This window comes from Streptomyces sp. NPDC048337 (genome assembly GCF_043201175.1).
Lineage (GTDB): Bacteria > Actinomycetota > Actinomycetes > Streptomycetales > Streptomycetaceae > Streptomyces.
The window spans coordinates 113,348-139,034 of the sequence record NZ_JBICYR010000021.1 but is presented as its reverse complement, the minus strand read 5'-3'; the positions used below and the strand labels follow the sequence as shown (position 1 = coordinate 139,034).

The window sequence follows — 25,687 nt, the reverse complement described above, 5'->3', positions numbered from 1 at the left end:
TCGTTTGGTTCATGTCACCGAGGTGGAATCCCAATCCCGACGTACGCCCGGGACGACACGTCGTCTACAACCTGCACGCCCACTTGGTTTTCGTCACGAAGTACCGACGCAAGGCCATGACGGACGCCATGCTGACCCGCTGCGAAGAAATCATGCGGGAGGTGTGCAAGGACTTCGAGGCCGAGCTGAAGCAGTTCAGCGGCGAGGACGACCACGTACACCTCCTGGTGCACTACCCGCCCAAGGTCCAGCTCTCCAAGCTGGTCAACTCCCTCAAGGGCGTCTCAGCCCGGCTGCTGCGCAAGGAGTACGACAACCACGTCCGCCGGTTCCTGTGGGGCGGACACTTCTGGTCCGGCTCCTACTTCGCCGGCTCCTGCGGCGGCGCAGCCCTGACCGTCGTCAAGCAGTACATCGAGAACCAGAAGCGGCCTGTCTGACCGTCACGGACGGAGGCGCAGAGAACTCCGGCGCTCCGCGCCTCCGGGCTGAGGATGCGCTTCACCTCCGCCCTAAAGGACGGAGCACTGCGCAAGATCAGAGGTAGAGCCCATGACCGGCCTCCGGACAACCGCTCCCGCGCCCGGGTCAGGTGCGGGTGGAGGCGATGTCGGCGTTCTCCAGGATTCCGATGGCGTCGGGAACGAGGATCGCCGTGGAGTAGTAGGAGCTGACCAGGTAGGACATCACCGACTTCTGGTCGATGCCCATGCAGCGGACGTTGAGGCCCGGTTCGATCTGCTCGGGGATCGCGGCCGGGCGCAGGCCGACGACCCCTTCGCTCTCCTCGCCGGTGCGCAGGGCCAGGATGGAGCTGGTGTGGCCGCCGACGACCGGGATCTTCCCGCAGGGCAGTACGGGGAGGCCGCGCCAGGACGGGACCTTCTTGCCGTGCACCTCGACGGTGTCGAGGGAGATGCCGCGCTTGTTGCACTCGCGGAAGAAGGCGGCGATGGCCTTGGGGTGGGCGAGGAAGAACCTGGTACCCCGGCGCATGCTGAGCAGGTCGTCCATGTCGTCGGGGGTGGGCGGGCCGGACCAGGTGCTGATGCGCTGCCCGTAGTCGGCGTTGTGGAGGAGACCGAAGTCGCGGTTGTTGAGGAGTTCGGACTCCTCTCGTTCGCGCATCGCCTCGACGGTCAGGCGCAGTTGCTGCTCGAACTGGTTCATCGGGTCGTTGTAGAGGTCGGCGACGCGGGTGTGGATCTGGAGCACGGTCTGCGCGAGGCTCAACTCGTACTCACGCGGGCGTAGTTCGTAGTCGACGAAGGTGGCGGGCAGTACGGCCTCGCCCTCGTGGCCGGAGGAGAGCTCGATGTCGGCCTCGCCGCGCCGGTTGACGGGCCGGCGGCCGTTCTCGACGTACTGCTCCAGGTGGGCGCGCAGGCTCGCCGAGCGGCCCAGCACCTCCTGGAAGACGCTCCACCGCAGCACCATGACGGTGCCGGCGGTCGCGGCCCGGACGGCGTAGCCCCAGCGCGGTTCCGGCTGGCCTAGGGCGTCGTCGCCGAGCTGGTCTCCGTCGGCGACCACGCCGAGGAGCTCGGTCCCGCCGTACTTGCCCACGGCCCGCTTCTCGAAGCGGCCGTGGGCGATGATGAACACCTCGTCGACCGCGGCGCCCGCGTCCACGAGGGCGTCACCGGCGCGCAGGTCGCGCTTGACGAAGCGCTGCGCCAGCTCGTCGAGCACGCCGCTGTCGGCGTAGCCCTTGAGGGTGGGGAGCTCGGTGAGGGTGGGGGCGAGGATGCGTACGTCGTCGGCGCCGGTCTGGACGAAGGAGACCCGGCCCCGGCCGACGGCGTGGGTGAGGCGGCGGTTGACGCGGTAGGTGCCGGCCCCGAGGTGCACCCAGGGCAGCATGCGCAGCAGCCAGCGCGAACTGATGCCCTGCATCTGGGGAACGGACTTGGTCGTGGTCGCCAGATTGCGGGCCGCGGCGGTGCTCAGGCTCAGCTGCCGTTCGTCGGCGGGGTCCAGGGGCGGCGGCGCTTCCGAGGTCATGCGGGGTTCCTCCCTGCGTCGGTCCACGAGGAGCGTGCGGCACGGCTCTGCAGGGCTCACGGTGGGGTGCGGGGCGGCGGTGGCGGTAGCCGCCCGGGGCGGGGGGCCTGTTGAAAATCGCGGCGGGTTGAAGCCGTGTACGCCAGTACGAAGGGGGAGTAGGGGGTCGCTCGGCCGGTGGCCCGCACACCAGTGCAGGCTTTCAACGCCCCGGCATCTTCAACGGGCGGGCGGGCGGCGGGGCCTACCGGGGCGGCGGGCGGACCGCGCTCCATGGGTGGGTGTGCCGACCCGCAGGAGGACCCATGGACCGCGCCCTCGTTCCCGCCCTCGACGCACCGGAGGACGTCCTGAGCCGGCTGCTCGGCGGCCTGAGCGGACTGGGCGCCTCACCGAGGCGGGCCGCCGCCCCGGCCCCCGACCCCGGTACGGGGACCCGTACCGGCGGCGGCATCGTGATCCCCCCGCTGTACTGCCCGGAGGCCGTACGGGACGACCCGGCCCTGGCGGAGGAGGTCAACGAGCGGCTGGTCCGGTGGGCCGCCAAGGTCGGGATCTACGAGGGGCGCCTGGACATGCTGCGCTCCTGCGGCTTCGGCCGGCTGATGATGCTCGCGCACCCGGACTGCGACGACCCGGACCGGCTGCTCGCGGCCGCCAAGTGCGGGCTCGCCGAGTGGGCGGTCGACGACCACTGGGTCGACGAGGGGCGGGACCCCGACCCCGCACTGATCGGCCTGCGGTCGGCGCTCGCGCACGCGGTGGTGGACCCGGTACGGATGCCGGCGGGCTACGCGCGGCAGTTCGAGGAGCGGGTGGCGGCCGAGCCCGTGCTGCGCGCGTTCCGCTCGGCCCTGGAGCACCTCGCCGAGTTCGCCTCCCCCACGCAGGTGACCCGGCTGCGCTACCAGTTGGCGGTGATGTTCGTCGGGTACAGCCACGAGGCCGAGTGGCGGATGTCGGGGCGGCGGCCGCCGGTGTGGGAGTACCTGTTGCACCGGTACGAGAACGGCTTCTTCCCGTGCATGGTCCTGACCGACCCGCTCGGGGGCTACGAGGTGCCGGCGGCGGAGTTCGCGGACGCGCGGGTGCGGCGTACGTACATGTACGCGGGGGTGGCCACGGTCCTCCTGAACGACCTGTACTCGATGGCGCGGGAGGATCCCGCGGACACCAACCTCCCCAACCTCCTCGTGGCGGAGGAGGGGTGCTCGCTCCAGGAGGCGGTGAACCGGACGGCGGCGATCCATGACGAGATCATGCGGATGGTCGAGGCGGAGTCGGCGGCCCTGGCCGGGCTCGGCTCGCCGCTGCTGGGCCGGTTCCTGGAGGGGCTCCGGAACTGGATGGGCGGCTCGGCACGATGGCACGCCACCAGCCCCCGCTACCACGCCACCGCCTGAGGATCGGGGCTCCGCCCGGGGTGCGGGGCGGAGCCCCGGGTGTCAGGGGAGGCGGGCCAGGAGGGTGCGGGCCGCGCGGTGGCCGCGGATGGGGTGGAGGCGGGCGCGGAGCCTGCGGACCGCCTCCTCCACCCGCGCCGAATCCACCTGCGGCGCGAGGTCCAGGAGGTCGTGCCAGGCGGCGCAGGCCCGGTCCACGTGCCCCAGCCCCAGGTGGAGCTCGGCCAGCCGCGCCGTCGTGATCGCCCGCGCCCGCCGCTCCCCGGCCGGCCGGTGCCGGAGCGACGTGCCGAGCGCGGCTATGGCACCCCGCGCGTCCCCGAGCGCCGCCAGCGCCTCGGCCCGCTGATGGGCCAGGGCGGCGTGGTGGTAGTCGCCGATGGCCGCCTGCTGACCGGCCGAGCGCTCCAGCAGCCGTTCCGCCTCGCCCAGATGGGCCACCGCGGCCCGCCGGTCCCCGCAGCCCGCCTCGGCCACCGCCCGCTGTCCCGTCACGAAGGCGGCCTGGAGCGAGGGGAGCCGCCTGGCCTCCCGGGCGGCCCCCTCCGCCAGCTCCCACGCCTGCTTGCGGTGGCCCAGCCGGTGCGCCTGCACGCTCATCGCGCGCAGTACGGGCGCCCAGCACCGCGGATCCCCCGCCTCCTGCCCCAGCCGCAGCGCCGCCCGGTAGTACGCCTGGGCCACGCCCTGCTGGTTGCTGTCGAAGCATAGGAATCCCGCGGTGTACGCGAGCCGGGCGGTGCAGCCCAGCAGCCGGTGTCGTACCGCCGGTGCGGAGGCCGCGCGCAGCCAGGGTGCCACGGTGGTCGCGAGGTAGCGGGTCAGGGCGGGCCTCGCCAGGCCGCTGCCGAACATCATGTCGGCGTTGCGGAAGACCGGCAGGACGGCCTCGGCGGCCGCCACGTGCTCGGCCCCGATCCGCCCGGAGGTCGACGTGGGGCCATCGCCCGTACCGGGCGGCGGTCCGCCCCCCGGTCGCCAGGCGGAGGAGTAGACGGGGATCTCGCCGAACAGGGCCTCGGCCTCGCCCGGCGCGAGACCGCCCGCGCCCCGCGGTTCGGCGCCGGTGCGGTCCCGCGCCCTGACACCGGCGGGCCGGGTGAGCCCGGTGTCGGCCGGGCTGACCCGCCGCCCGGTCCGCCGGCTGAGCGCTTCGGCGGCGAGGGCGACGACGTGGGCGGGCGGCCGGGTGCCGGCGAGCCAGTGGGAGACGGAGGTCCGGTCGTAGCGCAGGGTGAGGCCGGTCTCGGCGGCCACGCCGTTGACGGCGCGGGCGAAGTCCTGCCCGCTCCAGCGGGCGTCGGTCAGGAGGGTGCGGAGTCGTCCGTTGGGTTCACGCTTGGCCATCAGAACCGCCCAACTCGTACAAACGTCCAGCCCTTCAACGCGATGGGACATTCAACAGGGTGGGGGCCGGGCCTCCGTAGCCGGTGGAGCCGTCCTGCCCCTAACTAAGACGTGTGCGCCCGTCGGCACGCGATCACACCGCGTGCCGCTGGCGTACGGGAGCGCAGCAGATCACTGGAAGCGGGATCACTCCTTCCGATCACTCCCGTTCACGACCCCCGACCAGCCGGCGGCCCCGCGCCGCCGCGCCCAGGAAGACTGACCGAGAGGAAGGCCTGCCATGTCCGTCGACCCCGCCGCCGAAGTGAGCGCCGCCGAACACCTGGCCGCCGCCGCCCGGCAGAGCCTGAGCACCGAGGCCGCCCGCAACCTCGCCACCACGACGAAGTCCGCCCCGCAGATGCAGGGCATCAGCTCCCGCTGGCTGCTGAAGATCCTGCCGTGGGTCCAGACGGGCGGCGGCACCTACCGGGTCAACCGCACCGTCAGCTACACCCTCGGCGACGGCCGCATCACCTTCGTCAAGACCGGCACCGAACTGCGGGTCATCCCGCCCATGTTGCGCGAGCTGGGCATGCTGCGGAACTTCCCCGACGACCGGGTGGTCGAGTCGATCGCCGAGCGGTTCGTCAAGGAGGAATTCCGCAAGGGCGACGTGATCGTCCGGCGCGGGGACCCCGTCGACAAGATCTACCTCGTCGCCCACGGCCGGATCGAGCGGCTCAGCGTCAGCGCCTACGGGGACGAGGCCAGCCTCGGCGTCCTGAGCGACGGCGACCACTTCGGCCACCACCCCCTGCCGGACGCCCGCTGGGAGTTCACCGCCCGCGCCCTGACCGACGTGGTCACGATGACCTTCAACCGCGGCGACTGGGACGTGGCCCTGAGCAGCTCCCCCGCCCTGCGCCGGCACGCCGAGGCCTATCTGGAGGCCGAGCGCGTCGGCCGCAAGGGCAGCGACGCCGTGGACCTGTCCGCGGGCCACACCGGCGAGGTGATGCTGCCCGGTACGTACGTCGACTACGACCTGAGCCCGCGCGAGTACGAGCTCAGCGTCGCGCAGACCGTCCTTCGCGTGCACTCGCGGGTCGCCGACCTCTACAACCAGCCGATGAACCAGGCCGAACAACAACTCCGCCTGACCATCGAGGCACTGAGGGAACGTCAAGAGAGCGAACTGATCAACAACCCCGAGTTCGGGCTGCTGCACAACGCCGACTACGAGCAGCGGATCTTCGCCCGGACCGGTCCGCCCACCCCCGACGACATGGACGAACTCCTCAGCCGCCGACGGGGCTCGGAGTTCTTCCTCGCCCATCCGCGGACCATCGCCGCCTTCGGCCGCGAATGCAACCGGCGCGGCCTGTACCCGGCCGCCGTCGACTTCCACGGCCACGCGCTCCCCTCCTGGCGCGGGGTGCCCCTGCTGCCCTGCAACAAGATCCCGGTGACCGAGGAGCGGACCAGCTCGATCCTGGTCCTGCGCACCGGCGAGGACAACGAGGGCGTCATCGGACTGCACCAGCTGGGGCTGCCCGACGAGTACCAGCCGGGCCTGTCGGTGCGGTTCATGAACATCAACGAGCAGGCGATCATCTCCTACCTGGTCACCGCCTACTACTCCGCGGCCATCCTGGTCCCCGACGCCGTCGGGGTCCTGGAGAACGTGGAGATCGCCCGCTTCGACGACCGGGAGGGGCCGTCCCATGACCGTTGAGCAGCCCTTCGAGCTGCCCGAGTTCTATCTGCCGCACCCCGCACGGCTCAATCCGCACCTGGAGGAGGCCCGCGCCCACACCCGGGCCTGGGCCGGGGATCTGGGGATGCTGGAGGGTTCGGGGGTCTGGGACCCCGCCGATCTGGAGGCACACGACTACGCGCTGCTGTGCGCCTACACCCATCCCGAGTGCGACGGGCCGATGCTCTCGCTCGTCACCGACTGGTACGTGTGGGTGTTCTTCTTCGACGACTGGTTCCTGGCGCGCTTCAAGCGCACCGGCGACCGGACGGCCGGGCGGGAGGCGCTGGAGCGCCTCGCGCTGTTCATGCCCGCCGATCCTCGGACGCCGGTGCCGGAGCCCGCGGGCCCGGTGGAGGCGGGCCTGGCCGACCTGTGGCGGCGGACGGTCCCGGGCCACTCGGCGGACTGGACCGCGCGCTTCACCCGCAGCACCCGCGACCTCCTCCACGAGTCGTTGTGGGAGCTCGACAACATCAACATCGGCCGGATCTCCAACCCCGTGGAGTACGTGGAACAGCGCCGCAAGGTGGGCGGAGCGCCCTGGTCGGCGGGGCTGGTCGAGCACGCGGTGGGCGCGGAGGTGCCCGCCTCCGTCTCCGAGGAGCGGGCGCTGCGCGTCCTGCGCGACTGCTTCGCCGACGCGGTCCACTTCCGCAACGACCTGTTCTCGTACCAGCGGGAGACGGGGGCGGAGGGGGAGCTCAGCAACGGGGTGCTGGTTCTGGAGAGGTTCTTCGGCTGTACCACCCAGGAGGCCGCCGACCAGCTGAACCACCTGCTCACCTCCCGGCTCCAGCAGTTCGAGACCACCTTCTTCACCGAACTGCCCGCGCTGTGCGCGGAGAAGGGCCTCACCCCGGACGGGCTCCTCGCGGTCCTGACCTACGCCCGCGGGCTCCAGGACTGGCAGTCCGGCGGCCACGAGTGGCACATGCGCTCCAGCCGGTACATGAACAAGCGCCCGGGCCGCACCGACGCGGGTGGGCCCGTCGGGCTGCGCGGCCCCACGGGGCTGGGCACCACCGGCGCCAACGTCAGGGCGCTGCTGGGGCTGACGGGTGGCGCCCCGCGGCTGCGCCGGTACGGCAACGTCCCGCGCACGGTGGGTCCTTCGGTGATCCCGGACTTCTACCTGCCGCTGCGCAACGTGCTCAATCCGCACCTGGACGGCGCCCGGGAGCGGCTCATCGAGTGGATCCGGCGGACGGGCCTCCTCGACGAGGGCATCTGGTGGGAGGAGAAGGCCCGGGGCTTCGACTTCGCCCTGTGCTCGGCGGGCATGGACCCGCAGGGCCCGCCGGAGACCCTGGACATCAGCGCGGGCTGGCTGTGCTGGGGCACCTACGCCGACGACGCCTATCCGCTGCTCTTCGGCACCACCCGCGGCCTGCCCGCCGCCAGGGCGCAGACGGCGCGGCTGCGCGCGTGCATGCCGCTCGACCTGTCCGCGCCGCCGCCTCCGGCCAACGCCATGGAGCGGGGGCTGGCCGATCTGTGGCGGCGCACGGCCGGGCCGATGCCGATGCGCGGCCGGGAGATCTTCCGGGACGCCATGGACCGGGTACTGGACAGCTGGCACTGGGAGTTGGAGAACCAGGCGGCCAACCGGGTGCCGGATCCGGTGGACTACCTGGAGATGCGCAGGGTGACCTTCGGATCGCCGATGACGATCGCGCTCTCCCGGTTGGCGCACCTGGACGTCGTACCGGAGGAGGTGTACGCGAGTTCGGCCGTGCAGTCGATGCAGGCCGCGGCCTTCGACTACTCGGCCGTCATGAACGACGTGTACTCGTACCAGAAGGAGGCCGAGTACGAGGGCGAGCTGCACAACCTCCTGATCGTGGTGGAGAACTTCTTCGACTGCGACCATCCGACGGCGCTGCGGATCGCGAACGATCTGATGACCTCGCGGATGAAGCAGTTCGAGCACGTGGTGGAAAAGGAACTCCCCGTCATGTGCGCGGACCACGGGCTGGACGCGGCGGCCCGGGCGGCCGTGGAGCGCAGCGCCGAGGAGCTGCGGCGGTGGATGGCGGGGATCGCGTTCTGGCACGACCGGACGAAGCGCTACCGGGAGGAGGACCTCAAGCGCCACCACGCGCACCGGACGGGCGCGGCGCACCTGGCGGACTCGGCACGCCGGGCGGACGCGGCACGCCCGACGAGCGGGAGCCTGCCGCCGCTGCCCGCGCCGGCGCACCGCGCCGCATGGGCGACCTGACCTGCGAGGGAACGGACAGCATCGCCGGAATGCGACATTCCCCTGGTCTTACGGCGCAAGTGGCGCATAATCGTCGTCACGCGGCTTGAAAGAGAACCCTGTCGCCGCGCTTGGTCACGCATGCAATGGGGGGCATCGTGCCGATGAGGGAATCCGGATCGACCGGAACACTGCCCGCCACGTCCGCCGAGATGTCCCGACTGCTCACCACCGTCCGGCGGGGGCGCGTCCTGACTGTGACGGGAGGCTTCCGCGAGCCGCGCGGCCTGCTGGTGCGCGAGATCGCACGGCGGCTCGCCTCCAACTTCTACGACGGGGTGGCCGTCATCGCCCTGGACCCGCTCCACGGCGATTACGGCGTCCGCGAGTTGACGGCCGAGCTCGGCCACGTGCCCGGCATGCCCTTCCTGCCGTGCGGTACGGCCAACGCCGCCTCATGGCTGGCCGAACGGGACATGCTGCTCGTCCTGGACGGCGCCGAACGGCTCACCCCGGCCGCCCTGGCCTGGCTGCGGTACCTCCTCTCCGTGGCCCCGGGGCTGCGCATCCTCGCGGCCGGCCGGTCCCCGCTGGCCTTCGACGGCGAGCGGGTCCACCGGCTCCGCTAGACATGTCATGCGCGCGACATAACGCCGCCACGAGGGCGCCACAGCACTGGAACAGCACTGCCATGCGGCGGTCATTGAGTGACCGGTGCCCGAATTCTAGGGTCTGACCTGCAGGTTCCGGCTGTGCGCGAGCGCCGCCGGAAGCCCCCCGGTTCGTACGTCACACTCCCCCGCACGTACAGGAGACCCTCGTGAGCGAGCACATCAGCACGCCCCGGACCGGCTCGGTCGGCAGACGCCGCTTCCTCGCCGGCGCCGCGGCGGTGGCGGCGGCAGCGGCCACCCCGTCCCTCGCCCAGGCGTCCACGCCGGGCACCGCGGCCGCGGCCGCCACCCGGCCCAACATCCTGCTGATCGTCACCGACGACCAGCCCAAGCACACCGACTGGGCCATCCAGAAGACCATCGGCTGGATCGCCGACCAGGGCGTGAAGTTCACCAACGGCCACGTCGCCACTCCGCTGTGCGCCCCTGTCCTTCGGCTTCAGCTTCGTGTTCGCCGGCTTCCTCACCGACGAACTCGCCGCCACCTCACCGGAGGTGGCCGGCACCCCGTGGTGGCGGGCGGTCTCCGGGGCGGACTGGCGCCACCCGGAGGGCCCCGGCTCCTCCTTCGCCGCACGCCAGAACCACCCCGTGGTCCACGTCTCCTGGCACGACGCCCAGGCGTACTGCGCCTGGTCCGGGACCCGGCTGCCCACGCAGCCCGAGTGGGAGTTCGCGGCGCGCGGCGGCCTGGAGCAGAAGCGCTACCCGTGGGGCGACGAACTGCGCCCGGACGGCCGGTACATGTGCAACATCTGGAACGGCGACTTCCCCGTGCACAACACCCGCGCCGACGGATACGCGGGCACCGCCCCCGCGAAGTCCTTCCGCCCCAACGGCTACGGGCTCTACAACGCGGTCGGCAACGTGTGGGAGTGGTCCGCCGACCGGTTCGCGCCCACCGGCCCGGAGCGGACCATGCGCGGCGGCTCCCACATGTGCCACGACTCGTACTGCAACCGCTACCGGGTCGCGGCCCGCACCCGCAACACCCCGGACAGCTCGGCCGGGAACATCGGATTCCGCGTGGCGGCCGATCCCCTCGCCTGACAGACCCGTAAACGGGTCCGCCCCGGCCGGGCACGAGGCCGGCCGGGGCGGAACGCGTGTGCCTACGGGCTTCAGCCCAGGGTCGCGATCGCCTGGTTGAAGGTCGCGGACGGGCGCATGACCGCCGCGGCCTTGGCGGCGTCGGGCTGGTAGTACCCGCCAATGTCGGCCGGGGAGCCCTGCACCGCGATCAGCTCGCCGACGATGGTCTGCTCCTGCTCGCCCAGCGTCTTGGCGAGCGCCGCGAAGGAGGCGGCGAGCTCGGCGTCGTCGGTCTGCTTGGCCAGCTCCTGCGCCCAGAACAGGGCCAGGTAGAAGTGGCTGCCGCGGTTGTCGATGCCGCCGAGGCGGCGCGACGGCGACTTGTCCTCGTTGAGGAAGGTGCCGGTGGCGCGGTCCAGGGTGTCGGCCAGCACCTGGGCGCGGGCGTTGCCCGTGGTGGTGGCGAGGTGCTCGAAGGAGACGGCCAGCGCGAGGAACTCGCCGAGGGAGTCCCAGCGCAGGTAGTTCTCCTTGACCAGCTGCTGGACGTGCTTCGGGGCGGAGCCGCCGGCGCCCGTCTCGAAGAGGCCTCCGCCGTTCATCAGCGGGACGACCGACAGCATCTTGGCGCTGGTGCCCAGCTCCAGGATCGGGAAGAGGTCGGTCAGGTAGTCGCGCAGCACGTTGCCGGTCACCGAGATGGTGTCCTCGCCGCGGCGGATGCGCTCCAGGGAGTAGGCGGTGGCCTCGACCGGGGAGAGGATCTCGATGGTCAGACCCTCGGTGTCGTGCTCGGCCAGGTACGTCTTCACCTTGGCGATCAGCTGCGCGTCGTGCGCGCGGTTCTCGTCGAGCCAGAAGACGGCCGGGACGCCGGTGGCGCGGGCGCGGGTGACGGCGAGCTTGACCCAGTCCTGGATCGGCGCGTCCTTGGTCTGGCAGGCGCGGAAGATGTCGCCCGCGGCGACCGCCTGCTCCAGGACCACGTTGCCCGCGGCGTCGACGACGCGGACGGTGCCCGCGGCGGCGACCTCGAAGGTCTTGTCGTGGCTGCCGTACTCCTCGGCCTTCTGGGCCATCAGGCCGACGTTCGGCACCGAGCCCATGGTGGACGGGTCGAAGGCGCCGTGCGCGCGGCAGTCGTCGATGACGACCTGGTAGACACCGGCGTAGCTGCTGTCCGGCAGCACGGCCAGGGTGTCGGCCTCGTTGCCGTCCGGGCCCCACATGTGGCCAGAGGTGCGGATCATGGCCGGCATGGAGGCGTCGACGATGACGTCGGACGGCACGTGCAGGTTGGTGATGCCCTTGTCGGAGTCGACCATGGCGAGGGCCGGGCCCTCGGCGATCTCCGCGTCGATCGAGGCCTTGATCGCGTCGCCGTCGGGCAGCGCACCCAGACCGTTCAGGATGGCGCCGAGGCCGTCGTTGGGCGACAGGCCGGCGGCGGCGAGGGTCTCGCCGTAGCGCGCGAAGGTCTTCGGGAGGAAGGCGCGGACCACGTGACCGAAGACGATCGGGTCGGAGACCTTCATCATCGTGGCCTTGAGGTGCACGGAGAACAGGACGTCCTCGGCCTTGGCCCGCTCGATCTGGTCGTTCAGGAAGGTGCGCAGCGCGTCGACGTGCAGGACGGACGCGTCGACGACCTCACCGGCGAGGACCGGTACGGACTCGCGCAGCACGGTGGTGGCGCCGTCGGCATCGACGTGCTCGATGCGCAGCGTGCCGGCCTCGGCGATGACGGCGGACTTCTCGGTGGAGCGGAAGTCGTTCTCGCCCATGGTGGCGACGTTCGTCTTCGACTCGGAGGTCCAGGCGCCCATGCGGTGCGGGTGGGCCTTGGCGTAGTTCTTGACCGAAGCGGGAGCGCGGCGGTCGGAGTTGCCCTCGCGCAGGACCGGGTTGACGGCACTGCCCTTGACCTTGTCGTAGCGGGCGCGGATCTCGCGCTCCTCGTCCGACTTCGGGTCGTCCGGGTAGTCCGGAAGGGCGTAGCCCTGGCCCTGGAGCTCGGCGATCGCGGCCTTCAGCTGCGGGATCGAGGCCGAGATGTTCGGAAGCTTGATGATGTTGGCTTCCGGGGTCTTGGCCAGCTCGCCCAGCTCGGCGAGGGCGTCGGCGATGCGCTGGCCCTCCTCGAGGTGCTCGGGGAAGCTGGCGATGATCCGACCGGCCAGGGAGATGTCACGGGTCTCGACATTCACACCGGCCGTCGACGCGTACGCCTGGATCACAGGCAGGAAGGAATACGTCGCGAGGGCCGGGGCCTCGTCAGTGTGCGTGTAGATGATGGTCGAGTCAGTCACCGGATGCTCCGCTCCACAGTCTGGTCTCTCGTCTGCAACATTGCTCGACATCAAGATATCTCCTGATCGGGCCTGTCTGGACAGCCCCCGGGCACGAGCTGCGGGAGACACGCGTCACGCCCTCCGCGCGCGCGAGCGCCGCCGCCGACCTGCGGGGTCGGCGACGGCGCTCGGTCGTACGGGTCAGGCGTGGATCGACTTGGGGCTCGGGCCGTACTGGTTCGGGCCCGGGGTGCCCTCGGTGGCCATCAGGACGATCGCCCAGATCCAGCCGATGAGGGGCACGGCGCCGATGAGGATCCACCAGCCGGACTTGCCCTGGTCGTGGAGCCGGCGCACGCCCACCCCGAGCGTGGGGAGGAAGAGGCCGAGCACCAGGATGAAGTAGAAGAGCGGGTAGGTGCCGAGCGCGAAGTCGACGATGATGGCGATGATCAGCAGCGCCGCGTACCAGAGCGTGTACATCCAGTATTCCTGGCGCCGGGCACGGCCGTTGAAGTCGACGTACCGCTTGACGACGTCGGTGAAGTAGTTCACGGGTCCCCCCAGAGGACAGTGTTCCGGCCCGTCCTGCTGGAGCAAGCCGGGGCAGAACTTATGCCCGCCCTACGGCGCGGTCAAGCCACATTGCAGGGTGCCGATTCGGCCCCGCAGCAGGCCTTCCGGTGACGGAGGGATTACGGCGGGGCGCCGGGAGAGGCGGCGTGTCCGCTGACGTCCGTAACGTCCCCGCTCCGCGCCGCCCTCGTCACCGCCGGAGCCGGGTCCACCGGCTCCGACATCGTTATCGCACCGCGACACGCGGGCACGGCGGCCCGGGGCGGGAAGGGAGTCCGCCCCGGGCCGCCGCCGTCCGGCGTGTCAGCCGATGTGGAACGAGTCCCCGTAGACCTTCCAGTCGAGCGGGGTGTCGAGGCCCAGGTTGCCCTTCTTCAGGAACACCCGCTGCGCGGTGTCGACGCGGCTGGTGTCGCTGTGCGCCTCCTCCTGCTTCATCGCCCAGACGCGGGCGTCGAGGAAGGCGTTCAGCCAGGTGGTCTCGTTGCCGCCCTGGGACGGGGGCTTGGCCTTGGACAGGGCGCGCTTGCGGATGTTGCGGAAGCTCGTGGAGTCGGTGCCGTCGCCGTGCATCACGATGGCGTCGTAGTAGATGAACTGGCCGAGGGTGCCGACACCGTCGGACTTGCCCTGCTTGACGGCCGGGTTGAAGTAGACCCGGTCGCGCTCGTGGTCCTGGGCCTTCCTGAACTCGGTGTCCTGGGCGGCCTTCGCCCAGTCCCTGGTGAAGTTCGGGTCGAGGCCGGCGTGCGAGTCGGTGCCGTCGACCTTGCGCAGCGCCGGGAGGTACTTGGCGAGGATGTTGCCCGGCTTGACCTGGGTGTAGTACTCGACGAGGTCGAGCATGTCGCCGGTGCCGGAACAGAAGCCGATGATGCCGGCGGTGTAGCCGCGGCCGTCGTCTATGTCCTCTATGTACTTGTACTGCGCCTTCCAGTCCAGCGAGGAGTTCTCCGCGCTGGAGACGATCTGCATGGCGATCTCCTTCTTCGCCGGATCGTCGAGCCCGACGGCGGCCGCGGCCGTCACCTCGGTGGGGGTGGTGACGGCATCGGTGGCGTGGGCGGTGACCGGTACGGCGATCAGCGCACTGCCGAGCAGGGCGCTGATCACCAGCATCTTGCGGTGGGGGGTGAACACAAGGCCTCCGTGGGGTAGTTGAGGCTTCCCGGTTTGGTTAGGAAACTTTACTACCAGAGATCTCGCACACTCAAGACCCGTGCACGCGCGCCTCCAACGCCCGCTTGGTGTCCGGCCATTCGGGGTGCGTGATGCGCGCGGACAGGGCCTCGTCGATGAAGACGGGCACGTCTTCGGGGTGACGGGCGGACCCTACCGGTGGCTCCGTCAGAGCCAGCCGTTGCGCCGGAAGCCGCGGTGGATGACGAAGCAGGCGACCACCATGACGCCGAGGACGAGCGGGTACCCGTACGTCCAGTGCAGTTCGGGCATGTGGTCGAAGTTCATGCCGTAGACCCCGCAGACCATGGTCGGGACGGCGACGATCGCCGCCCACGCCGTGATCTTGCGCATGTCCTCGTTCTGGGCCACGGTCACCTGCGCGAGGTGGGCCTGGAGGATGGAGTCGAGCAGGTTGTCGTAGGCGCCGATCTGCTCGGTGGCGCGGGTCAGATGGTCCGCCACGTCCCGGAAGTAGGCGCGGATCTCCGGCGGGATGACCGGTATCGGCTGCGTGGCCAGCTGCTGGAGTGGACGGCTCAGCGGTGCCACCGCCCGCCGCAGCTCCAGGAGTTCGCGCTTGAGCTGGTAGATACGGCCGGCGTCGCCGCGGCCGCCGGACTCGCTGAACACCGCCGTCTCGACGGCGTCTATGTCGTTCTGCACCGCGTCCGTCACGGCCGTGTAGTCGTCGACGACGTGGTCCGCCATGGCGTGCAGTACGGCCGCCGGCCCCTTCGCCAGCTGCTCCGGATCCGCCTCCAGCGCCTCGCGGACCGGACCGAGGGTGCCGCGGCCGCCGTGCCGGATGGTGATGACGAAGTCCTCCCCGGTGAAGGCCATCAGCTCGCCGGTCTCCACCACCTCGCTGGTCGCGGTGAGTTCCTCGTGCTCGACGTAGCGCACGGTCTTGAAGACGGAGAACAGCGTGTCGTCGTACCGCTCGATCTTGGGGCGCTGGTGCGCGTTGACCGCGTCGTTGACGGCGAGCGGGTGCAGGCCGAACAGCTGGGCGAGCCCGGCGAGTTCCTCCTGCGACGGCTCGTGCAGGCCGATCCAGACGAAGCCCTCGCCCGTCTTGCGGACCCGGCGCAGCGCCTCCTCGACCTCGGCGCAGCCGTCCTGCCGCACACCGTCCTGGTAGACCACGCAGTTGACCACCGCGCTGCCGAGCGGGGAGCGGGCGGGGTGGCTGAGGTCGACCGCCCGCCGGTAGCCGCGGCGCACGGCCCGGCGCAGGGTGCTGAACATGGCCAACGGCGTACTCCTCTTCGGGCTGGTCAGCGGCCAGTCTGCCACCGCCGCCGCACGGCTCCCGCCGGGGCTCCGCCGCGGTCGGTGCCGCTCAGGTCCGGTCGATGAACACGCTGGTCGACTTCACCCGCGCGGTGGCCCGGGCGCCCACCTCCAGGCCGAGTTCCTCCACGGCCTCCCGCGTCAGCAGCGACACGATGCGGTGCGGTCCGGCCTGGATCTCCACCTGCGCGTCGACCGTACCGAGCTTCACCCCGGTGACGATCCCGGGGAAGGCGTTGCGCGCCGAGGTGTACGGGGCCTCCTCGCCGTCGCCGCTCTCCTGCGCCGCTTCCACGCAGAACGCGGCCAGGTCCGGCCCGTCCACCATGCGTCGCGTGCCCTCGCGGCGGGTGGGGAAACGTTCGGCGTCCGCCCAGCGGCGCGCCGTGTCTACGCTGACGCCGAGCAGCCGCGCCGCCTGGCCGATCGTGTAGGACTCCATGGTCGGCAGCTTAAGCCCCGCCGCGCGCGGGACGGCGCAGGGCCTCCCCGGCCGCCTCCGCGATCACCTCCGCCACCATGGACAGCACCGGCGAGTCCAGCTTCCACTGCTGCCAGTACAGGGGTACGTCCAGGGGCCGCCGCGGCACCACGAGCACCAACTCCCCCGTCCGCAGCAGCGGCCCTGACTGCTGCTCCGGCACCAGCCCCCACCCCAGCCCCGCCACCACCGCGTCGCGGAACCCCTCCGAGGTCGGTACGTAGTGCCGCACCGGCCCCGCCGCGCTCCCCGGGTCGCCGGTCAACGACCGTACGAAGGCGTCCTGGAGGTCGTCCTTCCGGTCGAAGACGATCGTCGGGGCCTGCCGCAGGTCCCGCTCCGGCGCACCCGCCAGGTGGCGCGCCGCGAAGTCCGGGTTCGCCACCGGCAGGTACCGCGCCAGCCCCAGCATCCGTACGGCGCACCCCGCCACCGGATCGGGCGAGGAGGTGACCGCCGCCATCACCTGCCCCTCCCGCAGCAGCGCGGTCGTGTGCGACTCGTCCTCGCGGTGCAGCTCCAGGCTGACCGGCGGATCCTGCGGCACCCGCGTCAACGCCGGCAGGAACCAGGTGGCGAGGGAGTCCGCGTTCACCGCGATCGGCAGCCGCACCGGCCCCGCCCCTTCGGCGGCCATCCCCAGCTCGGCCCGCGCGTCGCGCTCCAGCCGGGCCAGCTGCCGGGCGAACCGGACCACCACCTCCCCCGATTCCGTGGCCCGCACCGGCTTGGTCCGCATCAGCAACACCCGCCCGGTCCGCTGTTCGAGGGCCTTGACCCGCTGGCTGACGGCGGAGGGCGTCACGTGCAGGGCGGCCGCCGCCGCGTCGAAGGTGCCCTCGTCCACCACGGCCAGCAGGGTCCGCACCTGGTCCAGAGGAAGCTCGTCCATCACGAGCGCTAATGCTACGTAAAAATCTTTAGCTGTACTGAACCGCCCCGGGCTCCCTACGGTCGGAGGCATGACACACGGCATCATCACGGCGGCCCTCGCCGGCTTCGGCACCGGACTCTCCCTCATCGTCGCCATCGGCGCGCAGAACGCCTTCGTCCTGCGCCAGGGGGCCCGCCGCCACGCGGTCCTGGCCGTGGTCGCCATCTGCGCCGTCTCCGACGCGCTCCTGATCGCCCTCGGTGTGGCCGGCGTCGGAGCCTTCGTCACCGCCTGGCCGGCCGCCCTGACCCTGGTCGGACTGACCGGAGGCGGCTTCCTGATCTGCTACGGAATCCTCGCGGCCCGGCGGGTGCTGCGGCCCGACCCGGACGCCGCCCTCACCACCGAGGGGGCCGCCGCCGGGTCCGGCCGCCGGGCCGTGCTGACCTGCCTGGCCATGACCTGGCTCAACCCGCACGTCTACCTGGACACCGTCCTGCTCCTCGGCTCGCTCGCCGCCGACCGCGGCGACCTGCGCTGGGCCTTCGGCATCGGCGCCGGGCTGGCCAGCCTGACCTGGTTCGGCACCCTCGGCTACGGGGCCCGGCTGCTCAGCGGCCTGCTCGCCCGCCCCTCCGCGTGGCGGGTCCTGGACGGCCTGGTCGCGGCGACGATGGTCACGATGGGCGGCATGCTGTTGGCCCGTGCCTGACCACACCCCACAGGAGCCCGCCGTGCCCGACCGCCCCTCCCCCGACACGGTGCGGGAGTACTACGCCGCCCAGCCGGCGCCGCTCGTGGCCGCCACCGGGATCGTCCTGGACACGCGCGGGCGGGTCCTCGTACTGACCACCTCGTACAAGGCGGATCTGGAGCTTCCGGGCGGCACGGTCGAGGACACCGAGACCCCGGAGGAAGGGCTGGCCCGCGAGCTGAAGGAAGAGCTCGACCTCGGCCGGCCCGTCGGCCGGCTGCTCGCGGTGGACTCCCGGCGGCCCGGCCCCCTCGGGCGCTCGCTCGTCGTGCACGTCCACCTCGTCGGCCCGCTGTCCCCGGAGGAGGCCGCGGCGATCTCCTTCCCGGACGGCGAGATCACCGAGGCGCGCTGGCTGGAGCCGGACGAGGCCTGCGCGGCCCTCCCCGACCGGCTCGCATCCCGGCTGCGCGCCGCTCTGGCCGCCCTGCGCACGGGTTCCTTCGCCCACCTCGTCGACGGCGTGCCCCAGCCCGGCTCCCCGGCCGGCCTGGAGCCGGCCGCCCGCGCCGCCCTCGAACACGCCGGCACCCTCGGCGCCGCCGGCCACCTCGCCAACCGCCCCAAGGCCCTGACCGCGGCGAGCGTGCTGTTCACCGACGCCGAGGGCCGGATCCTGCTCGTACAGCCCGCGTACGGGAACCCCCACCGCTGGCACCTGCCCGGCGGCGGCGTCGACAGCGACCTCGGGGAGACCCCGCGCGCCGCCGCCCGCCGGGAGGTCCGCGAGGAGATCGGCCTCGACCTGCCGCCGGGGCGGCTGCTCGCCGTCGACTGGTCCCACAAGCCGGGCCGGCTGGCCCGCGTCCGCTTCCTCTACGACGGCGGCGTCCTCGACGCCCCCGCCCTCGCCCGCATCCGGCTCGCTCCCGACGAACTCCTCCAGTGGCGCGCCGTCCCCGCCGCCGAACTCCCCGCCCTGGTCAAGCCCGCACTGCGCCGCCGCATCGAGGCCTGCCTCACCGCCCGCGACACCGGCGCGGGGCCCCTGGAACTCCACGCGGGCCGCCGGGCGGACGGCGCATGACCGCCATCCGGACGGCGGGAGCGGAGAGTCAGGGGCTCAGGTCGGCCCCCGCCGGGGTGTCCTTCAGGAAGCCGCCCGACTGGTGCTGCCACAGCTTCGCGTAGGCTCCGTCGGCGGTGAGCAGTTCCTGGTGCGTGCCCTGTTCGACGATCCGGCCGCGGTCGAGGACGACGAGCCGGTCCATGGTGGCGACCGTGCTCAGGCGGTGCGCCACCACGAGCGCCGTCCGCCCGTCCATGAGCCGCCACAGCGCGTCCTGGACGAGGATCTCGCTCTCGGAGTCCAGGGCGCTGGTCGCCTCGTCGAGCAGCAGGATCGGTGCGTCGCGCAGGATCGCCCGGGCGAGGGCGACCCGCTGGCGCTGGCCGCCGGACAGCTTCACCCCGCGTTCGCCCACCATGGTGTCGAAGCCCTCGGGAAGTGCGTCGGCGAACTCCGTGACGTGCGCCGCCTCGGCCGCGCGGCGGATCTCGGCGTCGGTGGCGTCCGGCCGGGCGAAGGCGATGTTGTCCCGCAGCGTGCGGTGGAACATCGCCGGGTCCTGGGGAACGTAGGCCATCAGGCCGCGCAGTTCGGCCTGCCGCATCCGGCTGATGTCCTGCCCCCCGATCAGGATCCGGCCGGCGTCGATGTCCGTCATCCGCAGCAACAGCCGGGTGAGCGTGGTCTTGCCCCCGCCGGACCGGCCGACGAGACCGATCTTCGCCCCGCTGGGCACGGCCAGGTCGAGGCCCTCGAAGAGCGGCTGCGCGCCCGCGTGGGCGAAGGTCACCCGTTCGAAGCACACGTCGGCCGCCTTCGACCGCAGCGGCTCCGGGGACGGCGGGTCGAGCACGGTCGGCGGTTCCAGGAGCAGTTCGGTGAACTGCGCGGCCTCCGTCATCGAGCTTTCCAAGCGGCGGTAGATCTGGTTGAACTCGAACATGATCCGCGTCGCACTGGCGTAGTAGGTGAAGGCGACGATGACCGCCTCCACTCCGTGCTCTCCCCCGCCGAGCGCGATGGCGAGCACCAGGCCCAGCACATTGGTCAGTACGGACATCGGCGCGACCAGCGTATCGATGCGCAGGTTGCCGTAGTCCCACGACCGCAGGGTGAGCCGCCGCGACTCCGCGACCCGGGAGCGGTGTTCGGCGGCCTCGCGCGCCTCGGCGGCGAACGACCGCACCGTGTCCATGTTCATCAGGCTGTCGGCGACGTGGCCCGACACCCGGGCGATCGCCTCTTCCCGCTCGGCGACCAGCACCTGACGGCGCCGGATCAGAGGTGCCACGCACAGCCCGGTGAAGGTGATCATCACCAGGAGTCCGACCACGAGCAGCGGGTCGTACTGCCACAGCACCACCGAGGCGAACAGCAGGGGCACGAAGCTGCCCATGACCGAGAAGGTCAGCGTGTCGACGCACTCCTCGAAGCGGGCGGCGAAACTGAGGACCCGCTTGGTCAGCGAGCCGGCGAAGTTGTCATGGAAGAACGCCGCGTCCTTGGCGAACAGTTCGTCCATGCCGATGACGTACAGGTGCTCGATGCCGCGGGCGTCGAGGCGGTTCAGGCAGTGAAGTCCGATGCGCCACAGCGTCTCGGAGAGCAGCAGGACCCCGGCGAAACCGAGGACGTAGGGCAGCGCCCAGTCGATGCCGGCCGCCACGCCCCCGGCGTTTGCGCCGTCCCCGGCGATCCGGCCGACGAGCTTCGCGACGACCAGCGGCGCGATGTAGTTGATACCGATGTTGCCCAGCGCCGGCAGCAGCAGCGCCGGCGCGGTGAGCCATCGGAGCCGGGCCAATTCCCGTCCGTAGTAACGAAGCGCGAGGAGTACCGGGCCCTTGCCCGGCGAACCTTTGCGCGATTCAGGCGATCCCATCCCATACCCTGTCTTGTCGGACCGGCAGGCAGGAGTCGCAGTGTTCCGCAAGGGCGTCCACGCGGTCCAAGGGTTTTCCGCCGGGCGCTAGCCGCCCAGTACGGCGGGTGTGGGGCCGTCGGGGCGGACGGTGATGCTGTACACGGCCTTGGCCGGGGTGGAGTGGAAACGCGGAGTGTGGGCCGGCAACAAGTGTTCGAGGAGGACGGTCGACTCCCGGAGGGCGAACTGCAGCCCCAGGCAGGCCCGCGGCCCGATACCGAAGGGGAGGTAGCCGCCCGGGTGGGCGGGGCGTCGTCCGGGGGTGGTGAAGCGCTCCGGATCGAACCGCCCGGGGTCTTCCCACAGCCCCGGGTCCCGGTGCGTGAGGTAGGGGCAGACCAGCACGTCGGTGCCGGCCTCCACCTCGTACCCGGCGAGGACGTCGTCCTCCGCGGCGCAGCGCGGCAGTATCCAGGCGGACGGGTAGAAGCGCAGGGTCTCGTGGACGAGCGCCTGGACGGCCTGCCGCCGTTCGGGGGAGCCCTCGGGCCCCGCGGCGAGGGCCTGCTCCCGCGCCTGCGGGTTGCGGTCCAGCAGGAGGTAGAGCCAGGTCAGGGTGGTGGCGGTGGTCTCGTGACCGGCGACCAGCAGGGTGACCAGCTCGTCGCGGATCAGCCGGTCGGTGTACTCGGGGCGCGTCCCCGCCGCCTCCAACAGGACGTGCAGCAGGCCCGGGCCATCGGGTCCGGCCGCGCCGTCGCGGGCGGCGGCGATGGCGCGGCTCGCCACGGCGTCGATGCGGGCCAGCTCGGCCGCGACGGCCCCTTGGGCGGCGGCGCCGTCGGCGGGCAGTTGGGGCAGGGCGGCCACCACGGCGGGCAGGGCGGCCAGTTCGCGCTCGGTGGCGGCGTCGAGGGGATGCCCGGTCAGGGAACGCCAGATGGTGTCGAGGCCGAAGCGCCGCATCTCCGCGCCGACGTCGAAGACCTGTCCGGTCCGGGCGTACGAGGCCCAGCGCGCGGCGGTGGTCCGGGCGGCCTCGGCGATCCGCTGCTCGTAGCGGCGCATGCCCCGGCCCGTGAACTGCGACTGCAGCAGCCGCCGTTGCCGCTGCCACGCCTCGCCGGTGGCGGCCAGCACACCGTCGCCGATCAGCAGCCGGGCGCGGTGCGAGCGCTTCACGTAGCGGTCGGGATGGAGCGCGAGCACGTGCTGCACGGCCTGGGGCGCGGTGACGAGCACGGTCGGGCGCGGTCCGAGCCGGAACGCGGCGACTCCGCCGAGCCGTTGCCGCGCCTGAGTGAAGAGGTCGATGAGCTCCCCTCCCCCGGCCTGCCACTCCCCGACGAGGGCGGGATCCAGCTCGGGGACGGGGCGAGCCGCCGGGGACGGGCTCGGGAGGGAGTCGGGGCGGGCATGGGTGGCCACGGTTCTGCTCCTGTTCGGCGGCTGTCGGCGGCTGCCCGCCGGCACGGGCCGGGCGGGCATCACGCACTGTAGGGGACCGGGCGCGGTCGGCGACACCCCGCCTCGGACGGCCGCGCCTCAGGCGACGAACTCAGCGCTCATAGGTCCCGACCAGGGTGCCGGAGGCGAGCTCCCGGCCCTTCAGGGCCTTGTGCACGTCCTCGACCCCTGGGCGGTCGTGCAGCGGCAGCGGCTCGGACAGGGCGTACAGGCGGAAGAAGTACCGGTGCGGCCCGTGCCCCGGCGGAGGCATCGGCCCTCCCCAGCCCACGCGCCCGAAGCCGTTGGGCCAGGGCAGGCCGCCCTGGGGCTTCTGGCCCTCCGCCACCCCGGTCAGCCCCGGATCGATGCCCGTCACCAGCCAGTGCAGGAAGCTCGCCCCCGGGGCGTCCGGGTCCTCGCACAGGAGCATCAGCTCCCTGGCCTCCCCGGGCACCCCCGACCAGGTCAGGGGCGGTGAGATGTTCTCCCCCTCCCCGCTGTAGCGGCGGGGGATCACCGTCTTGTCGCCGAACGCGGTGCTGCTGAGTTGAATTCCGCTCATGCGCCCCGCCATACCCGCGGGCGCGGGCCCCCGCACCGATCCGCCCACCAGACCCCTCGTTCGGCCGAGCCCACCCGGCGCGCGGCATGCTGGGAGGTGAGCCCCGCAGCCGAGGAGGCCGAAGGTGGATGGCGGGATTCCGGAGATGATGCGGGGCTGGGTCGTCTCCGCCGCCCGCCCCGGTGTGACGGAGTGCGTGGAGCTGCCCGTCCCGGTGCCGGGACCGGACGAGCTTCTCGTCCGGGTCCGTGCGTGCGGGGTGTGCCGGACGGATCTGCACGTCCGCGACGGCGACCTGCCGCCCCACCGGGACCAGGTCGTACCCGGCCACGAGGCCGTCGGCGACGTGATCGCGGCCGGGAGCCGGGTCGCCGCCCCGGAGGCGGGTTCGCTCGTCGGCATCCCGTGGCTGCGCGGCACGTGCGGGGCCTGCCGGTACTGCGCGCGGGGCGAGGAGAACCTGTGCCCGTCGTCCGTCTACACCGGCTGGGACGCGCACGGCGGCTACGCCGAGTACGCGACCGTGCCCGCGCGGTACGCCTACGAGCTGCCGCCCGGATACGGCGCCGAGGAGCTGGCGCCGCTGCTGTGCGCGGGGATCATCGGCTACCGGGCCCTGCTCCGCGCCGAGCTGCCCGAAGGCGGCCGACTCGGAATCTACGGGTTCGGCGCCTCAGCCCACCTCACCGCCCAGCTCGCCCTCGCGCAAGGCGCCGCCGTCCACGTCCTCACCCGCTCCCCGGCCGCCCGGGCGCTCGCCCTGGAACTCGGCGCCACCTCGGCGGGCGACGCCCTCGCCGGCCCGCCCGAACCGCTGGACGCCGCGATCCTCTTCGCCCCCGCCGGCGCCCTCGTCCCCGTAGCCCTGGAGGCGCTGGACCGCGGCGGCACGCTGAGCATCGCGGGCATCCACCTCTCCGACGTCCCGCCGCTGGACTACCAGCGCCACCTCTTCCGCGAACGCACCGTCCGCAGCGTCACCGCCAACACCCGGCGGGACGGTCGCGCGTTCCTCGCGGCGGCCACCGAGCACCGGCTGCGCCCGGTCCTCACCCCCTACGACTTCGCACAGGCCGACACGGCACTGGACGACCTCGCGGCCGGCCGGGTCCGCGGCGCGGCGGTACTGCGCATGCCCGGCTCGTAACCACATCGGCTCTCCTTGGTGAGGGGGCGTGGTGAAGGCGCCCGCCCCGCGTACGGACCCTGGTGCGGCGGACGGCCGGGGGCTCACCAGTTGGGGTCCAGCACCAAGGGCACGTCGTCGGGTTCGGCCATCCAGCTGTCGAACTCCTCCGGGGTGAAATGCAGGGGGAGTCCGGCGTGACGGGACGTGAGTGCTGCCAGGGACGACAGGGCGCGGACGGGGTCGGTGCCTGCGAGGTGGTCGCGGACCGGATCGAAGGCGGGCATGACGGTGGCGCGGGTGTGCGTGCGCGGGCCCAGTGAGGCAGCCGCCGTCGCCAGCAGACCAGTGGTCAGGGAGGCGGCGAGGAGTTCGTGTTCGAGCGACCGTGTCCCGTCGCTCCGGCTGCCGCGGGCGATGAGGACGGCAGCCTGCAGGCCCTGGACGATGACGGTTCCGGCAGCCTGGCCCACGAGTCCGCCGACCAGCGCTCCGACGACCGGCACGGGGATCACGCTCTGGCCGACGGCTCCGCAGGCCCAGGTGAGCGAGGCGCGCAGGGCGGCTTCGGCGCTACGTGCGGCGAACTCACCGCCGTCGATGCGTCCCTGGGCGAAATCGAGGCCGGCTCCGGCGACGGCGAGGGCGGCAGCCGCGGTGGCCGAGGCGAGCTCGCCGCCGCCGAACGCCGCAGGCAGGCGGCCGGCGCGCCCCGCGGTGCGGACCACAGAGGCAAGGCCGGACAGGGCGCCCGAGTGAGCCGCGCCGCGGGCGGCGGCCGCAGCCGCGGTGAGCGCGGCCTGGGCGGGCAGGGTCTCCCCCGCCCGTACCCGGCCCAGCTGCCCGGCAACCGTGATGACGGCTGCTGCCGTCGCGCCGGCCGCCGCCCCGGCCGCGGCGGCAGCGGCCGCTTCCCGGCCGGCCGCCCTGCGCACCTGGCCGCGGATCCACTCCTCCGGGTCCGTGGCGTGGCGGTGCGCGTCGGCCAGGTCCACCGGTCGCGAGCTGATGTCGCCGTAGTGGATGGCGTCGCTGAGGTGAGCACGGGCGTCGGCGTATTCGGCGAAGCCGATGCCCTCCGGGCGCATGGTCAGGCGCCGCTCGAGGAGGCTGTCCACGGCGGCCACCTGGTCCCCGGCCACCAGGCGTGCCATGCCTGTGTAGTGCCCGCGGCGCAGCTGGTGCGCGGTGCCGGATGGCGATCCCATCAGCTTGGCCTGCACCTGGCCGACCGTCCTGGTCCCGTCGACGAGCACGATGTCCGCCGCAGCCGTGTGCGACCCTCCGGCCATCCACTCCGACACCGCCGCCCGCACACCGGACCCCGCCCTGGCCGCGGCCTGGTTGAACGAGAGCGCGTGCTCCACCTCGAAGAGATGGCCGGCCCGCTGGGCATTGGCCAGGCCTGCGTAACGGCGGGCGAGGCGCTGCACGGTCTCCCTGGCGTCCAGCGTCTCCACGGTGGCCGCGGCGAACCTGCGGGTCGCCGCATCCGCCGCCAGCCACGCGGCCGCACCCGCGGCCGACGGGGTGGTCGAGACGGCCCCGCCAGTCCCCGCCGACACGTCCGCGCTCATGCCGCGGGCCCGAGGGCCGCCAGGCGCGCCCGGGCATCGGCGACCGCCCGGCCGGCCAGCTCGCTGACGTGGCCGTCCTCACCCGCGGGCGGCGCCCCCATCACGGCGACGGTGGCCACGGCCAGGTGGCCGTGGGGGGCCGGGGGGGGGGGCGCCCGCCCCCCCCCCCCCGGGGGCGGCCCCCCCCCCCCCACCCCCCCCCCCCCGCCCCCCGCCCCCCCCCCCCCCGGCCCCCCCCCCCCCCAAAC

The 25,687-nt window shown here is 72.5% G+C and carries 21 protein-coding genes and 1 pseudogene; 9 read left to right on the top strand and 13 right to left on the bottom strand.

The features are described from left to right. The first annotated feature begins 11 nt into the window (after window positions 1–11). Window positions 12–440: an IS200/IS605 family transposase gene (gene tnpA / locus ACGFYU_RS29090; RefSeq protein WP_393830266.1), complete on the top strand. Its 429-nt coding sequence runs from the start codon at window positions 12–14 to the stop codon at window positions 438–440. Window positions 441–588: 148 nt separating this feature from the next. Here tnpA and ACGFYU_RS29085 read toward each other — a convergent pair whose 3' ends face one another. Then, window positions 589–2,004, bottom strand: a complete 1,416-nt coding sequence (locus ACGFYU_RS29085) for a family 2B encapsulin nanocompartment shell protein (RefSeq protein WP_393830265.1) — start codon at window positions 2,002–2,004, stop codon at window positions 589–591. 305 nt (window positions 2,005–2,309) lie between these two features. Between ACGFYU_RS29085 and ACGFYU_RS29080 the strand changes: the two genes are divergently transcribed. Next, a complete protein-coding gene (locus ACGFYU_RS29080; protein ID WP_393830264.1) occupies window positions 2,310–3,407 on the top strand; it encodes a family 2 encapsulin nanocompartment cargo protein terpene cyclase in 1,098 nt (365 codons plus the stop codon). A 42-nt stretch (window positions 3,408–3,449) separates the two neighbouring features. On the opposite strand, the gene ACGFYU_RS29075 is transcribed toward ACGFYU_RS29080, so the two are convergent. Further along, window positions 3,450–4,754, bottom strand: coding sequence for a hypothetical protein (locus ACGFYU_RS29075; RefSeq protein WP_393830263.1), 1,305 nt, complete (start codon window positions 4,752–4,754; stop codon window positions 3,450–3,452). 280 nt (window positions 4,755–5,034) lie between these two features. Between ACGFYU_RS29075 and ACGFYU_RS29070 the strand changes: the two genes are divergently transcribed. The 3 genes from ACGFYU_RS29070 (at window position 5,035) to ACGFYU_RS29060 (ending at window position 9,324) form a co-directional block, all read left to right on the top strand. Continuing rightward, on the top strand, window positions 5,035–6,471 hold the full coding sequence (locus tag ACGFYU_RS29070) for a family 2B encapsulin nanocompartment shell protein (protein ID WP_393830262.1): 1,437 nt from the start codon (window positions 5,035–5,037) through the stop codon (window positions 6,469–6,471). Continuing rightward, entirely contained in the window at window positions 6,461–8,716 is a 2,256-nt protein-coding gene (locus ACGFYU_RS29065; protein WP_393830261.1) for a germacradienol/geosmin synthase, read from the top strand. Before ACGFYU_RS29070 ends, ACGFYU_RS29065 begins: the two co-directional genes overlap by 11 nt. A gap of 137 nt (window positions 8,717–8,853) precedes the next feature. Further along, window positions 8,854–9,324, top strand: coding sequence for a hypothetical protein (locus ACGFYU_RS29060; protein WP_393830260.1), 471 nt, complete (start codon window positions 8,854–8,856; stop codon window positions 9,322–9,324). Window positions 9,325–9,484: 160 nt separating this feature from the next. On the opposite strand, the gene ACGFYU_RS29055 is transcribed toward ACGFYU_RS29060, so the two are convergent. Further along, on the bottom strand, window positions 9,485–9,763 hold the full coding sequence (locus tag ACGFYU_RS29055) for a hypothetical protein (protein WP_393830259.1): 279 nt from the start codon (window positions 9,761–9,763) through the stop codon (window positions 9,485–9,487). Between the two features lie 38 nt (window positions 9,764–9,801). Here ACGFYU_RS29055 and ACGFYU_RS29050 point away from each other — a divergent pair. Then, a pseudogene (locus tag ACGFYU_RS29050) lies at window positions 9,802–10,419 on the top strand (SUMF1/EgtB/PvdO family nonheme iron enzyme); the annotation flags it as partial. 71 nt (window positions 10,420–10,490) lie between these two features. On the opposite strand, the gene ACGFYU_RS29045 reads toward ACGFYU_RS29050, so the two are convergent. From ACGFYU_RS29045 to ACGFYU_RS29020, 6 genes are all read right to left on the bottom strand, one after another. Further along, a complete protein-coding gene (locus ACGFYU_RS29045; RefSeq protein ID WP_393830258.1) occupies window positions 10,491–12,710 on the bottom strand; it encodes an NADP-dependent isocitrate dehydrogenase in 2,220 nt (739 codons plus the stop codon). A 183-nt stretch (window positions 12,711–12,893) separates the two neighbouring features. Next, entirely contained in the window at window positions 12,894–13,247 is a 354-nt protein-coding gene (locus tag ACGFYU_RS29040) for a DUF805 domain-containing protein (protein WP_393830257.1), read from the bottom strand. 324 nt (window positions 13,248–13,571) lie between these two features. Beyond that, complete coding sequence (locus ACGFYU_RS29035) at window positions 13,572–14,387, bottom strand: chitosanase (RefSeq protein WP_393830301.1); 816 nt, start codon at window positions 14,385–14,387, stop codon at window positions 13,572–13,574. 228 nt (window positions 14,388–14,615) lie between these two features. Further along, on the bottom strand, window positions 14,616–15,698 hold the full coding sequence (gene corA / locus ACGFYU_RS29030) for a magnesium/cobalt transporter CorA (protein WP_393830300.1): 1,083 nt from the start codon (window positions 15,696–15,698) through the stop codon (window positions 14,616–14,618). Between the two features lie 94 nt (window positions 15,699–15,792). Beyond that, window positions 15,793–16,185: a molybdopterin-binding protein gene (locus ACGFYU_RS29025; protein ID WP_393830256.1), complete on the bottom strand. Its 393-nt coding sequence runs from the start codon at window positions 16,183–16,185 to the stop codon at window positions 15,793–15,795. 10 nt (window positions 16,186–16,195) lie between these two features. After that, complete coding sequence (locus ACGFYU_RS29020) at window positions 16,196–17,116, bottom strand: LysR family transcriptional regulator ArgP (protein WP_393830255.1); 921 nt, start codon at window positions 17,114–17,116, stop codon at window positions 16,196–16,198. Between the two features lie 70 nt (window positions 17,117–17,186). Between ACGFYU_RS29020 and ACGFYU_RS29015 the strand changes: the two genes are divergently transcribed. Together ACGFYU_RS29015 and ACGFYU_RS29010 are read left to right on the top strand one after the other, a co-directional pair. Continuing rightward, entirely contained in the window at window positions 17,187–17,810 is a 624-nt protein-coding gene (locus ACGFYU_RS29015) for a LysE/ArgO family amino acid transporter (RefSeq protein WP_393830254.1), read from the top strand. A gap of 22 nt (window positions 17,811–17,832) precedes the next feature. Continuing rightward, a complete protein-coding gene (locus tag ACGFYU_RS29010; protein WP_393830253.1) occupies window positions 17,833–18,879 on the top strand; it encodes an NUDIX domain-containing protein in 1,047 nt (348 codons plus the stop codon). 28 nt (window positions 18,880–18,907) lie between these two features. Here the strand turns inward: ACGFYU_RS29010 and ACGFYU_RS29005 are convergent, their stop codons facing one another. The 3 genes from ACGFYU_RS29005 to ACGFYU_RS28995 form a co-directional block, all read right to left on the bottom strand. After that, window positions 18,908–20,743, bottom strand: coding sequence for an ABC transporter ATP-binding protein (locus ACGFYU_RS29005; protein ID WP_393830252.1), 1,836 nt, complete (start codon window positions 20,741–20,743; stop codon window positions 18,908–18,910). Window positions 20,744–20,830: 87 nt separating this feature from the next. Beyond that, a complete protein-coding gene (locus ACGFYU_RS29000; RefSeq protein WP_393830251.1) occupies window positions 20,831–22,153 on the bottom strand; it encodes a cytochrome P450 in 1,323 nt (440 codons plus the stop codon). Window positions 22,154–22,283: 130 nt separating this feature from the next. Further along, complete coding sequence (locus ACGFYU_RS28995) at window positions 22,284–22,736, bottom strand: YbhB/YbcL family Raf kinase inhibitor-like protein (RefSeq protein ID WP_393830250.1); 453 nt, start codon at window positions 22,734–22,736, stop codon at window positions 22,284–22,286. 148 nt (window positions 22,737–22,884) lie between these two features. On the opposite strand from ACGFYU_RS28995, the gene ACGFYU_RS28990 reads away from it, so the two are divergent. After that, on the top strand, window positions 22,885–23,883 hold the full coding sequence (locus ACGFYU_RS28990) for a zinc-dependent alcohol dehydrogenase family protein (protein ID WP_393830299.1): 999 nt from the start codon (window positions 22,885–22,887) through the stop codon (window positions 23,881–23,883). Window positions 23,884–23,966: 83 nt separating this feature from the next. Here ACGFYU_RS28990 and ACGFYU_RS28985 read toward each other — a convergent pair whose 3' ends face one another. Further along, window positions 23,967–25,439, bottom strand: coding sequence for a hypothetical protein (locus ACGFYU_RS28985; RefSeq protein ID WP_393830249.1), 1,473 nt, complete (start codon window positions 25,437–25,439; stop codon window positions 23,967–23,969). Between the last annotated feature and the right edge of the window lie 248 nt (window positions 25,440–25,687).